Genomic DNA, 12,420 nt, shown 5'->3' with positions numbered 1-12,420 from the left:
TCATTACAGCAGCAGGATAGATTACCGATTACCGGAAATCAGTAGGACCTTAAACATGTAAGGTCGTATTGGTGAAGCGGTATCGTTCTTTACACCAAGGGACGTCTTCATATTGATAGCAGAATTGGAATGCAATGAATCTATGTGAGTAATTCTATGCGAGTTAAATTCGATAGTGTTGATGATTATTTGAGCGAGGTGGAATCTGATATTGCTCGCTCCTGTCTAGAGCGTATACGTGAGATTATTCGGGATGAGATTCCTGATGCAGAGGAGTGCATCAGCTATGGAATGCCGACTTTCAAGCTTCATGGAACGTTGCTTTCATACGCCTCATTTAAGAATCATTGCTCCCTGTTTCCTGGGCATACGGTTGCCGATTTCGAACAAGAACTGAGAGCGTACAAGACCTCCAAGGGAACGATTCAATTTGATCCGAACGATCCGTTGCCGGAGGCTCTCCTCCGTGCCATTGTGAGGGCCAAAGCAAACGAGAATCTTGCCGTTTTTAAAGAGAAAGCTCGTCAGAAGAAAATGCGTTGAGCAGCTCTTTGGGGGCCTTGCAGCGCCATGCCTCTGTCAGTAGGTCTGTGAGTTCGTCGACGTCGATTTCGCTAAGCCTCACCAAGATAGCTGGGAAGCCATCGTAGTGAGGGTCTTCGACAAACTTTGGGGGACCCTCTGAGGTGATGAGGTCTTTGACTTGTAGGTTTGGGACCGAGATGGCGATCACGGAGGGATTTGCGACTTTAGGCTTCTTGGGTTCTTTGCGCTCCATCCAGACCCAGGCGAAGCCTCTTGCCTTTCCTTTGTTCATTACAGAAAAGTTGAGCGCTCCTTCCCCTTGGGTTGCTCCCGGCAGCTTTGAGGCAATGTTCTGGACGTCCACTTCGGTGGCCATGATGTCTATTCTAAATCCTGTTCCCTGTTTTTGGGTTGAGAAGTAATTGGAACGTCCCGAAGGTTTAGAGGGTTGAATGGTATTCTCAGCACAGTGAGGTGGTTACATCTTGTCCTCATATCGTTTTTGATCTTCGGCCAGGCTCAGCTTTGCAGCGTGGGCTACTCGTTGCCCAATGGTCAGGCATGCACGGTCTGCCCTGAGCTGGACCGCCAGGAAGTCCGTTCTGATTCGTATACGGTCACTTCCAAGCATGGCGATTGCCACGATTGCTGCGAGTTCAAAGCTTGTAAGTCAGATTCGAAGGCTCAAAAGAGTTCTTTTGCACCTACCCCGCATCAAGAGATCTTCGCTTGTCTTCAGACAGTGACGCTCGTCGTCCCGCCTTGCCCTGTTAGCGAGAAGATTCAGACTTGGTTCTTAGTCTCTGCACCTGCCAATGGCCCGCCGGGGACGAAGTCTTCCCGTGCGCCTCCAACTACTCCAAACCTTTCTAACGTCCGCTGGACGTAGGTTTGAAGCTTCATTCCTGCTCCAGCCTTGACCGAATTGTGGAGCAGATAATTGAAGAACTTATTCACGTTTTGCGTGTTGATGGCTGCGGCCGTCGGCAGCGCTGAAGAACCCCTGACCGCTCAGCGAGCCTTGGAGTTGGCAGCTGGCAATCGTAAGACCTTGCAGGTCGCTCGGCTCAAAGTCGAACAAGCGCAGAAGGCCGCGCGCGCATTGTGTGCCTATCCAGCCACCAGCATTGGAGTGGGCGCGTCTTCGCGGAGCGAGGTCGGAGCGAACGATCAGGACCTCGTACTGACTCAGCCCATTGACGTCTTCGGACGAAGGTCGGCTGGACGAAATATTGGGGAGGCGGGTGTCAAGCTTGCGCTTGCGGAGTACGTGGCTGCCGCGACTGAACTTCAGGCCGATGTGCTGACCGCCTTAGTGGAAGCAAGCTCTGCCAACCATCAGAAAGAGGTTGCGCAAGAGCTCCTGACGATAGCGGAGAGCCTTCTTAAGACCACCAAGCGAAGGTTTGACGAAGGCAAAGTGGCGGAGATTCAACTGACACGCGCGAACATCGAGTTTGAGCGTGCTCGACAGCTTGCCCACCTCCGGACCAATATGGCGCTTGCTGCCCAGAAGCGTTTGAACGGAGTGCTTGGGAATCCGCGGAACGAGTTAGTGGCTCCGTCAGAACTTTCTCTCTCAGTTCCTGAAAGCTCAGCAAAGGAGGCACGGGCTGAGCAGCTGCGGATTGCTGCCGAAGTTCAGCTGGCGGAAGCGGAGGAGCGAGTTGCTTCCCTATCCAACCGGCCCCAAGTTAGCTTGCAGTTGGTTCGGTCCCCCTGGAGCAACAACCCAGGCTACTTTGTGGGGCGTGCGCAGGTTACTTGGGAGTTGTTCGACCATGGTCGGGCACGCAATGAAGGGGGTTCTGCACGAAAGAAGGCTGAAGCTGCACGCAAGCAGTTGCAGGACACCAATGACCGAGTGCAGACCGAAATAGAGGCTGCTCAGATTGAAGTTGCGGCGCGGCAGGAGAGGATCAAGAGCTACGAGGCGATCTTGGTTTCTGCTAGAGACCTTGTGGAGAAGTCTCAACGAGGCTACACCGAAGGGTTTGGAAGTCAGATCGACATCTTGGAAGCAAGCCGTGCGCTCCGTGAAGTGGAGCAAGAGATGGTGGAGGCTCGACAGCAGCTATCGCTTGCCATTATCGGCCAGTACAAAGCCGCGGGATTCCTCTCGGAGGTGTTGAAATGAGGCTGCATTGGATGCTGGTTGGGCTGGTTCTTGGGGCCGTGGGATGTGGCAAGCAGGCGGTAACTGTGGAGGCGAAGAAAGAGGAGGCTGCGCATTCTGAAGAGATCAAACTCTCTGATGAAGCCCGGAAGATTGCCGGAATTGAGACGACGACTGTCGAGTTTCAGGAGGTTGTGGAGGAGCTTCAGGTTCCGGGGACCGTGACGAGTACGAGCCATGGTCGGGCGGTTGTGACGCCGCCAGTTGCGGGTCGGATTGTTTCGATGAGTGTTCAACTGGGTGATACCGTGCGCCAAGGACAACCGCTGGCTGTGCTGGAATCCCCGGATTTGGCACAGTCTTGGGCGACGATTGCCGAAGCGAAGCGACTGCGTGAGGTGGCGAGTTCCGACTTGAGGCAGTCTCGTTCTGAGGTGGCGCTAGCCCAGGCAAAGCTTCATTCGGCCGAGGTCAATCTGACTCGGCAGAAGGACCTTGCCAAAGCGGGGGCGTTTAGCCAGGCACCTTTACAGCAGGCGCAGAGTGAATTGAATGATGCGCAGAGTGAGCTGCTGAGTGTTCAGAAGGAACAGGCGAGCCATGCCGAGCAGCTTCGGCGACTTGAGAATCTGTATCGAGATGGCATCGTGTCTAAGTCGGAGCTTGAGGCTTCCCGGCTGGAACTTCAGCAGGATCAGATTCGACTGGACCGAGTGAAGGTCAAGATCGAGAACTTCAAGGCCACTTATGACCGTGAGAAGAACATCGCTTCGCGAGGTCTTTTGAATGCGAAGGAGCTTCAGACAGCTGAGGCGGAGGTTCGATCGAGCCGTCTGGAACTGGAGCGGGCACGCATACGAGAGCGGTCGGCAGAGTCGGCACTTGCCAGCGCGGGACGGTCCATCGCAAATGCTCAAACCATTTATCGCTCGAATAGTGGCGAAGGCGGAGGATCCCTTGGGCGCGTGGTGTTGGTAGCACCGATCTCTGGCACACTCAGCCGCCTCGATGTGACGAAAGGACAGGCGGTGGACCGGACTCAGGCGCTGTTCGAAATTGAGAATCTCCAGTCGGTTTGGGTGTCGGCGAATGTCCCTGAGCGTGAGTCTTCGAAAGTTATGAAAGGCGCGAAGGTTCGCGTGACGGTCGCCGCGCTATCAGGGCGGTCCTTTGAAGGGATTGTTCAGGTAGTTGGGAGCAAGGTGAACCCGAAAACTCGGTCGGTACCCGCTCAGTGTCTGATTCCAGGTGCTGCCGGATTGCTCAAGCCGGACATGTTCGCCACGGTTCACCTCGACGCCGGCAAGAAGACTCGTGCGCTGGTTGTGCCGAAATCTGCCGTTGTTGAGGAGGATGGTAAGTCGTTCGTGTTCGTGAAGCACGGCGAGGGGTTTGAGAAGCAGAGGGTTTCGCTAGGAGCCATGCGCGGGGAGTTGGTTGAAGTCACATCGGGAATCGAGAGTGGCGCGGTGGTCGCCGCAAAAGGAACCTTTGTGCTTTCCAGCGAGCAGAAGAAAGACGAACTGAAGGGGCACGACCACTGATGCTGGAGCGAGTGCTTCATTTCAGTCTCACCCAGAGGTTTATGGTGGTGATAGCGACGCTGCTGGTGGTCGTTTTTGGAGCGATCTCTTGGCAGCAACTGACGTTGGACGCCGTGCCCGACATCACCACGAACCAGGTGGCGATCAACACGGAAACGGGTGGGATGAGTCCGGAAGAGGTGGAGAAGCTCGTCACCTTTCCCGTCGAGACGGCGATGGGTGGGATTCCGGGGGTGGAACAGGTACGGAGTCTCAGTCAGTATGGGCTCTCCCAGGTCACCGTCACTTTTCGCGACGACGTAGACACCTACTTTGCGCGTAACTTGGTGAACGAGCGGTTAGCAGGGGTTAAAGAGTCGCTGCCGGCGGGGATCGAGGCTCCGCAGATGGGGCCGGTCTCCACTGGGCTGGGTGACATCTATATGTATGCGCTGGAGAGCAAGATGCGATCGCCTATGGAACTGCGTTCTCTTCAGGACTGGACTATCGCGCCGCAGCTTAAGACGGTTGCGGGTGTAGCGGAGGTGAACTCGGCCGACGGGTCCATTAAGCAGTATCAGGTTGTGGTCGATCCTCGCGCGCTGAATGGACGTGGGATCTCCGTGGACGAGGTAGTTACCGCGCTCCAGAAGAACAACAAGAACGCGGGCGGTGGCGTTTTGGAGCGCAATGGCGAGCGTGTTCTCATTCGGAGTGTTGGGCTTGCCACTTCGATTCAAGACATCGAACGCATTGTGGTCAAAACGGAAGACGGCGTCCCTGTTCTAATTCGCGATGTGGCGAAAGTGCAGCTGGGCATCCCTGTGCTGACCGGAATCAGCACGAAGGATGGGAAGGAGGCGCTGACTGCTACCGTCATGATGCTCAAGGGAGCGAACGGGCGGGCAGTTGCCGATGCAGTGGACGCGAAGATCTCCGACATCAAAACGCAGTTACCGAAAGATGTGAGCCTTACGACTGTCTATAACCGCTCTCATCTCGTGGGTGAGTCGGTCAAGACAGTCGAAAAGAGCCTCATTGAGGGCGGCATTTTGGTCATCGCCGTTTTGCTACTGCTGCTGGGGAACTGGCGGGGGGCGATCATTGTGGCGCTGGCAATCCCGCTCTCGATGCTGTTTGCGATCATTGGGATGAACCGGTTTGGCATTTCGGGCAACTTGATGAGCCTGGGAGCGATCGACTTTGGGCTGATTGTGGATGGCGCAGTGGTGATGATCGAGAACGCCGTTCGTCGGTTGGCAGAGGCTCGCGAGCACAAGGGATCTACGCTCTCGCGTGAAGAAGTGCGAGAGAGCGTTTATGCTTCATGCCGGGAGGTGGCGAAGCCGACGGTGTTTGCGGTGAGCATCATCACTGTGGTCTATCTTCCCATCCTTGCCCTGGAAGGCACGGAAGGCAAAATGTTCAAGCCGATGGCGTTTACGGTGGTGTTCGCTCTCATCGGGGCGCTGCTTTTGACCATGACGCTTGTCCCAGCGTTGGCGAGCACGTTCCTCTCAGGAGATACCCGAGAGGGGCGGAATGTGTTGATGGAGTGGCTTGGGCGGATTTATGCAGTTGTCCTGAGCTTTGCGCTCCGGAGCCGTGCAGTTGTGTTGGGCGGGGCGGTTTGTTTGCTGGGGCTTGCCGGGGTTCTGTTTACCAAGCTGGGTTCAGAGTTCATTCCTCAATTGGACGAAGGCTCTTTGGTGATCCAGCCAGTTCGGGCTAGGACGGTAGGTGCGGAGGAGACCGTGAAGCTGGTGACGGCGTACGAGAAGAAGGTGATTGAGGTCCCTGAGGTCTCCACCGTTTTCTCGCGAAGCGGGACGCCTGAGGTTGCCACCGACCCGATGCCTCTTAGCCTGACTGACTCCTTTGTGATGCTGAAGCCGCGCTCCGAGTGGCGACCTGGACTAACAAAAGAGAAGCTGATTCAAGAGCTGACGGAGAAGGTCAACCAGGTGCCTGGACAGGGCTACAACTTCTCCCAGCCGATTCAGATGCGGTTTGCGGAGTTGGTTTCGGGAGTGAAGGCGGATATTGGCATTAAGGTCTTTGGGGATGACCTCAAGGAATTGAAGTCTAAAGCGGACGAGATTGCCGCCATTGTCCGCTCCATTCCTGGGGCGCAGGACGTGGAGGTGGAACAGGTGGACGAGGTGCCGGTGCTCCAGATTGACATTGATCGCGAGGCGATCAGCCGTGTTGGGGTGAGTGTCAACGATATCCAGGAACTGGTCAAAGTCGCGCTCGGTGGCGAACCTGTTGGCCAGATATTGGAGGGAGACAAACGGTTTGCGCTCACGGTGAAGCTGCCCGATGCCGTTCGAAACGATGTGGACGCGATCAAGGCGATCCTCATTGAAACCCCTCAGGGTGGGAGCGTTCCCCTCTCTTCCCTCGCGCACATTGGCAACGAACCTGCACCTGCGCAGATCTCGCGCGAGATGGGCAAGAGGCGGGTGGTGGTCCAGCTGAACGTGCGTGGGACGGATCTTGGAAGCTTCGTTTTGGCGGCTCAGAAGGCGATCAAAGAGAAGGTACAGCTGAAAGAGGGCGACTACATTACTTGGGGTGGGCAGTTTGAGAACCTTCAGAAGGCGTCTCACCGGTTGATGGTGGTGGTGCCCTTGGCGCTCTCGCTCATCTTCGTGCTGCTGTTCTCCACCTTCGGTTCGCTTCGGCAGGCCGTGCTGATCTTCACGGGGGTTCCTTTGGCGATCACTGGGGGCATCATCGGGCTTTATGCGCGTGGAATGCCTTTTAGCATCACTGCTGGCGTTGGATTCATCGCGCTTTCCGGCGTGGCGGTATTGAACGGAGTGGTGATGGTTTCTGCCATCAACCGGCTTCAATCTGAAGAGAAGCGGGGAGTCTTGGATGCTGTTCGGGAGGGTGCAGCGCAGCGGTTGCGCCCGGTGTTGATGACCGCCTTGGTAGCGGCACTTGGCTTCATCCCGATGGCGTTGAACACGGGGATTGGCGCGGAGGTTCAGCGCCCGCTGGCAACGGTGGTTATCGGGGGGATCGTGTCGGCGACGGTGCTGACCTTGCTCGTTCTGCCCGTGTTGTACGCTTGGCTAGAGCGGGAGAAAGCTATGCCCTAACTCAGGTCATCGAGGTGACGCCGCTCATGGTCAACCATGCGTTTCGTCAAGGTTTGCGCGGTCCAGCTTCTTCGGCTCGTTTTGAGTTCACGACTCAGATCGAGCTCCGAGAGGATGGACCGCCATTCGGCTCGGTCTGCTATGAACTTGCTAAGGATAGAGTCCCAGGATGAACGGCTGAAACCGAGTTGCCGGTAGAGCGGATCTGGGTTGACTGGCACCGTGCCCGTTAGATCGCCGTTTTGTAGGTGGCGCATCAGGTGAAGCCACGCTGTCTGGCACACCGTGAGGTGTCCCAAAGTTCGATGCGCCGACTCTCGACAGAGCTTAGCGGACGGCGTGGGCTCCGCCGACTTCATTTGTTGGAGGCGGCGTTGAGTGTCCTCAAACTGTTCTAGGGTCTTGTTCCAGGTCGCTGGACTCATGGCTAATTATCCGATGGGGTGTGCCCTAAAAGGTGCCGGACAGAGTAGGCCTGACCACCGTGATAGGCGGCGTGGAAGCCGAGGTACTGCAAGTAGGCACCCCAAGTGGCATTCTTACGACCCGCGATGAGATCCTCGCTGTCGCGATCCACTTTGAGTACTGCGGCCTTGGCTTCATCATGGATTCGGGTGAGTTCGGCGAGGAGCCCTTCTGCCGTCAGATCTAACTGCACCGGCTTACGCACTTGAGTGGGGTAGTACGAGAACGACCGCTTTACCAGCGGGCTGCTAATGTGGACCTTTGGGCCTGCTGGTTCGTTGGTCATGACGGCTTCGTAATAGGCGACGTGCGCTGTCAGCTCACCTACGCTCAAAAGCGATGGGTGGGGTCGTTTCCAGACATCTTCGTCTGCTAGACCTTCAAAAACCAGACTGAATTCGCGGATAGCCTCGTCCCACGCGTTGATAAGAAGATGTAGATTCGCCATGCAAGTAGTATAAATACGTCTACCTATTTAGACAATACTATTTTTGTTAAGTCTTGTTCTTGCCTCTTTCATCTTCCCTGATGCTGGAACCAGCTCGCCTACTTTGCCCAGGCCGAAGGCTGGCATGTTGTTGTAAACGACTTCGAAGTTGTCTTTGCTCACGGGATACGTCTCGTGGTAGATGCCGATGTCGCCGTTGGTGCCGATGGAGCGGTTGAAGCTGCGCCAGGCTGGAAGGTGCTGGGAGTCTTTGTCGTGTGCGTAGCGGATGAGGTCTTCGGTGCTGCGCCAGTACTGAACCTGCATGATGATCCGGCCAAACGACATCTCTCCTCCCAAAAATCCTGAGTTGGGATCGGCTTGAAGCTCCTGGAGCATTTTGGGCATTGCAGAAAACACGGGGAGCCACTTCCAGAACTTCCAGAGGCGGTTGACCCTCATTCCGATGAGGAACACGACGAAGTCCCCTTCCATCGTCACGCTGAGCCGTTCGTTGTTGGTTTTCATCTTATTCACATATGTAGACAATGTCTATATTATCACGGAATCTAGACATTGTCTACATTTCAGGTAAAAAGGACCTATGAGCGTCGAGAGGAAGTATCACCACGGGCAGTTGAGGGTGGCGTTGCTGGAAGCCGCTGCGGAGATTGTTCTGGAGAGCGGCGCGGACGCACTCACCTTGCGCGAGTGCGCGCGGCGTGTGGGGGTGTCTCACAGTGCTCCGCTAAACCACTTTCCCGATCGGCACTCGCTTCTACTGGCATTGAATGAACGGCACTGGTCGGAGTTTGCCGACACTCTTGAGGCGGCCAGGGTAGGTGTAGCAGACCCACGTGAGGCACTCATCGCAGTGGGGCGAGCCTACATTCGATTCGGGAGGGCGAATCGGAACCTCTTCGACCTGATGATGCGGCCCGACCTGAAACAGACAAAAGCAGGTGCCATTCCCGACGGCGCTGTTCACTCTTCGGGGACTTTGAGGGAGAGCATTTTGGCGAGTACCACCGACCACGAGAAGGTTGATCAGTACTGCGCCTTCGCCTGGTCTGTGGTCCAGGGCTTCATCGAGGTTTCGCAGTTCTACCCCGAGGAGCTGATCACCGATGAGTGGCTTGATTCGCTTCTTGGACTGACTCTTTCGGGTATTCGTTAGTACCTGGTACGCTCGGCACAGCCCATGTCGTGCACCCTACTCCTCCTCGCCTTCCTTGCTGCAAATTTCAGTCAGGACAAGATCACCGTTGCCAGCTACTACTTTGGCAACTACCACCCTGGCGACCCGAGGAATGAGAAGACAAAGGGCGCTGGATGGTCAGAATGGGAGCTCGTGAAAGCCGCCAAGCCACGCTTTCCGGGTCATCAACAGCCCAACGTCCCGCTTTGGGGATACACCGATGAGTCGAACCCGAAGGTGATGGCGCAGAAGATTGATGCGGCTGCGAACAATGGTGTGGACGCCTTCATCTTCGATTGGTACTACTACAACGACGGCCCCTTCCTCGACCGCCCCATCGATCGAGGCTTCCTAAAGGCGCGGAACAACAAGCGATTGAAGTTCGCGTTTATGTGGGCGAATCACGACTGGCTAGACATTCACCCCTACCGAAAAGGTTCGCCTCAGAAGCTGCTCTACCCAGGCCGAGTCACTCCCGAAACCTTCGAAAAGATTGGCGACCATCTGGTGAAGGACTACTTCCGGCACCCTTCCTACTGGAAGATCGATGGCAAGCCCTACTTTTCCATCTACGAACTCACCAAACTCCTCGATAGTTTTGGTTCCGTCAAAGCATGCCGCGCCGCCCTAGATCGGCTTCGAGCCAAGGCGGTCGCTGCGGGTTTACCTGGGCTGCATCTGAACGCCGTCGTGTGGGGTCAGGCTATTCTGCCCGGCGAAAACAGACCTGCCGACACTCCCAAGCTCATCAAAGACTTAGGATTCGACTCGGTCACTTCCTATGTGTGGATTCACCACGTGGGTCTTCCGCAGCAGCAGACCGACTACAACTACGTCCGAGACGCCTACTTCCAGTATTGGGATTCCGCCCAGAAACAGTTCGATGTCCCCTACTTCCCCAACGTCACCATGGGCTGGGACCCAAGCCCAAGAGCCGACCAACGCGACGAGTTCGGAGACTCCGGTTATCCGTTCATGAACATCATCAGCGGCAACACCCCCGAGCGCTTCCGCGAGGCGCTTCTGCTGACTAAGCAACGGCTTCTGTCGCAGCCGAAGGGGCCTCGAATTCTGAATATCAACTGCTGGAACGAATGGACCGAGGGCAGCTACTTAGAACCAGACAAGGTGCATGGGATGAAGTATTTGGAGGCGATTAGGTCGGTGTTCCGACCTTAGGCTAAGCCGAGACCCGAATCATCCGCCCGTCGGGCAGGGTGACGAGGTCTTCGGGGCGTACCTTTCTTCCTCGTCGGTTGTCCTCTTCGCCGTTGACGAGGATGCCTCCGGCTGCGAGCATCTCCTTCCCTTCTCCGCCTGTGGAGACGATGGAGGCGGCTTTTAGGAGTTGCCCCAGCGTGATGTATTCGGTTCGGAGGGTGAAGGTGATCTCGTTAGACATGTGGGGTTAAGGATACCGGGGAGCGGCTACTTCCCCCGCTTTTCTAGGCTGATGAGCCACACATCGTTGGTGCGCATCGGGAGGCGTATCTCGGCGTGGCCGGTGCGGTCTACCACGATGTCTTGCATCTCTTCGGGCTGGCCGTCTGAGGCGGCGTTTAGCTTCTTTAGGACATCTGCGGGTAGGTGGGCGCGTGGTCCGGCGGGTTTGTCGAGGGCTAGGTAGGCACCGTAGACGTCGTTTCGGTTCCAGCCGGTGCCGACTCTGGTGACTCGATAGACTCCTTTGGGCAGTCCCTCGAAGGTGAGGGCGGCGTCAGGGAGTTTTGTGGGCTGCAGGTCGCGCTCGTAGAACGGTTTGTTGGGCGCGTCGGCTTTGGGTGGGGAGTAGTCCCAGAGGAGCGCTTTGACGTTAGCGCCTTTCTTGGTGACGATGGTGCGTGGCGCGCTGACGGGCACCTCTGAGTCGTAGAGTTCGGCAAGGAACTTGTAGGCATAGAACGCGGGCTTACGGAGGCCGTCTACGTTCATCAGGCCGAAGCCGCCATGGAACGGCTCACCAGGAGGTCCTGGTTCTTCGAACTGGTCGGTAAATGCCCAGTACGACATTCCATCCACCACTCCCTCGCACTGCCGCACCTTCTCTAAGATGAACGGGGCGCAGACGTAGCTGTCGTGGATCGGGTCGCGCGGCGAATAGCTGGGGCCCCACTCGGTGATGAACAGCGGAATCTTGGGGAAGGCGCTGCGGCGGATATCTTCACGGGCTCTTGTGAACTCCGCGATCAGCGTCTCGGGGGTGGTGACCAGCACCGTGCCGCCGCCTTTGCCTTGTTCATCTAGGAATCCTTGCGTAGCGGCGTAGCTGTGGGAGGAGATGAAATCGATGGGTACCGCGTTGTCTTTGCAGTAGGTGAGGAGCTCGGGGATCCACCCCATGCCAGCGGTGGAGGGTCCGCCGACCCGGAGGCTGGGGTCAACCGCTTTGAGGGCTTTTGCGGTGGTGGCGTAAAGCTTGAAATAGCCGCTTTGGCCGCCAGTCCAGAAGCCATCGAGATTCGGCTCGTTCCACACCTCGAAGTACCACTTTTGAACCTCGGATAGCCCACGCTTAGCGATTTCGTGGCGTGCAAACTCCTGGATGAACCGGGACCATTCGTCTTGGCTCTTGGGCGGGGTGACGTTGCCTTTCCACCAGAAGATTGTCTGCGTTCCACTGGCAAGAGGCTCCGGCATGAATCCGCACTCCACAAACGGGCGGAGTTTGGCGGCTTTCAGTTGGTCAATGAACCGATCCACATTCGTCCAGTCGAATCTCAACGATCCATTGGCCTGCCGGGTGACGATCTTCATCTCTTCGTTGAAGATGCCATGGCAGCGGAGGTAGCGGAACTTGGCCGCCGCTTGGAGGCTCTTGAGGTCACGCTGATGCTCGTCTCGGAGGAAGATCATGCTTCGGTCCGAGCCCACGCTAAAGCTAGGCATGGTGCTGCGCTTCAAAGTCTTGCGCTTCAGATCGACCGAGATGGTCTGGGCATTGACGGAACTGGCGGTGAGGGATGCCAGAACGATAAGACCCATGAGTGGAACTTGGTGTGTTTTCATCGTTGATTGACTGGTACCGAGTTTGAAGATCCCCGCCATTATATGCCGAA

General features: G+C 56.5%; 13 protein-coding genes. 7 read left to right on the top strand and 6 right to left on the bottom strand.

Annotation, left to right across the window (positions count from 1 at the left end; genetic code table 11):
* Positions 1 to 156 precede the first annotated feature (156 nt).
* Positions 157 to 543: an iron chaperone gene (locus ACZ51B_RS18930; protein ID WP_464294903.1), complete on the top strand. Its 387-nt coding sequence runs from the start codon at positions 157 to 159 to the stop codon at positions 541 to 543.
* Here ACZ51B_RS18930 and ACZ51B_RS18925 read toward each other — a convergent pair.
* A complete protein-coding gene (locus ACZ51B_RS18925; protein WP_464294902.1) occupies positions 509 to 901 on the bottom strand; it encodes an MmcQ/YjbR family DNA-binding protein in 393 nt (130 codons plus the stop codon). The two genes, ACZ51B_RS18930 and ACZ51B_RS18925, sit on opposite strands and share 35 nt — an antisense overlap.
* Positions 902 to 994: 93 nt before the next feature.
* Between ACZ51B_RS18925 and ACZ51B_RS18920 the strand changes: the two genes are divergently transcribed.
* From ACZ51B_RS18920 to ACZ51B_RS18905, 4 genes are read left to right on the top strand one after another with little or no spacing between them, the layout of a single operon-like run.
* Positions 995 to 1,414, top strand: coding sequence for a hypothetical protein (locus tag ACZ51B_RS18920; protein WP_464294901.1), 420 nt, complete (start codon positions 995 to 997; stop codon positions 1,412 to 1,414).
* Between the two features lie 51 nt (positions 1,415 to 1,465).
* Positions 1,466 to 2,662 carry a TolC family protein gene (locus tag ACZ51B_RS18915; RefSeq protein WP_464294900.1) on the top strand — a complete coding sequence of 399 codons (1,197 nt, stop codon included), beginning with the start codon at positions 1,466 to 1,468 and terminating at the stop codon, positions 2,660 to 2,662.
* Positions 2,659 to 4,185 (top strand): efflux RND transporter periplasmic adaptor subunit, encoded by a 1,527-nt coding sequence (locus ACZ51B_RS18910; RefSeq protein WP_464294899.1) that lies wholly within the window; start codon positions 2,659 to 2,661, stop codon positions 4,183 to 4,185. The genes ACZ51B_RS18915 and ACZ51B_RS18910 overlap by 4 nt, the downstream gene beginning before the upstream one ends.
* Positions 4,185 to 7,274 (top strand): efflux RND transporter permease subunit, encoded by a 3,090-nt coding sequence (locus ACZ51B_RS18905; protein ID WP_464294898.1) that lies wholly within the window; start codon positions 4,185 to 4,187, stop codon positions 7,272 to 7,274. Before ACZ51B_RS18910 ends, ACZ51B_RS18905 begins: the two co-directional genes overlap by 1 nt.
* On the opposite strand, the gene ACZ51B_RS18900 is transcribed toward ACZ51B_RS18905, so the two are convergent.
* From ACZ51B_RS18900 to ACZ51B_RS18890, 3 genes are read right to left on the bottom strand one after another with little or no spacing between them, the layout of a single operon-like run.
* Positions 7,271 to 7,699 (bottom strand): DinB family protein, encoded by a 429-nt coding sequence (locus ACZ51B_RS18900; protein ID WP_464294897.1) that lies wholly within the window; start codon positions 7,697 to 7,699, stop codon positions 7,271 to 7,273. The genes ACZ51B_RS18905 and ACZ51B_RS18900 overlap by 4 nt on opposite strands.
* A gap of 2 nt (positions 7,700 to 7,701) precedes the next feature.
* Positions 7,702 to 8,187, bottom strand: a complete 486-nt coding sequence (locus ACZ51B_RS18895; RefSeq protein WP_464294896.1) for a DinB family protein — start codon at positions 8,185 to 8,187, stop codon at positions 7,702 to 7,704.
* 27 nt (positions 8,188 to 8,214) lie between these two features.
* Positions 8,215 to 8,694, bottom strand: coding sequence for a DUF4188 domain-containing protein (locus ACZ51B_RS18890; RefSeq protein ID WP_464294895.1), 480 nt, complete (start codon positions 8,692 to 8,694; stop codon positions 8,215 to 8,217).
* A gap of 76 nt (positions 8,695 to 8,770) precedes the next feature.
* Between ACZ51B_RS18890 and ACZ51B_RS18885 the strand changes: the two genes are divergently transcribed.
* The gene (locus ACZ51B_RS18885; protein WP_464294894.1) at positions 8,771 to 9,343 is read left to right on the top strand and encodes a TetR/AcrR family transcriptional regulator; all 573 of its coding nucleotides are present in this window, start codon (positions 8,771 to 8,773) and stop codon (positions 9,341 to 9,343) included.
* Positions 9,344 to 9,367: 24 nt separating this feature from the next.
* Complete coding sequence (locus ACZ51B_RS18880; protein ID WP_464294893.1) at positions 9,368 to 10,543, top strand: glycosyltransferase WbsX family protein; 1,176 nt, start codon at positions 9,368 to 9,370, stop codon at positions 10,541 to 10,543.
* Between the two features lies 1 nt (position 10,544).
* Here the strand turns inward: ACZ51B_RS18880 and ACZ51B_RS18875 are convergent, their stop codons facing one another.
* Both ACZ51B_RS18875 and ACZ51B_RS18870 read right to left on the bottom strand, forming a co-directional pair.
* Positions 10,545 to 10,766, bottom strand: a complete 222-nt coding sequence (locus ACZ51B_RS18875) for an RNA-binding S4 domain-containing protein (protein WP_464294892.1) — start codon at positions 10,764 to 10,766, stop codon at positions 10,545 to 10,547.
* Between the two features lie 26 nt (positions 10,767 to 10,792).
* Entirely contained in the window at positions 10,793 to 12,370 is a 1,578-nt protein-coding gene (locus ACZ51B_RS18870; RefSeq protein ID WP_464294891.1) for a GH39 family glycosyl hydrolase, read from the bottom strand.
* Between the last annotated feature and the right edge of the window lie 50 nt (positions 12,371 to 12,420).

It is taken from the genome of Fimbriimonas sp. LA-C6 (assembly GCF_055398105.1).
This window is presented reverse-complemented; position numbering and strand designations above follow the sequence as displayed.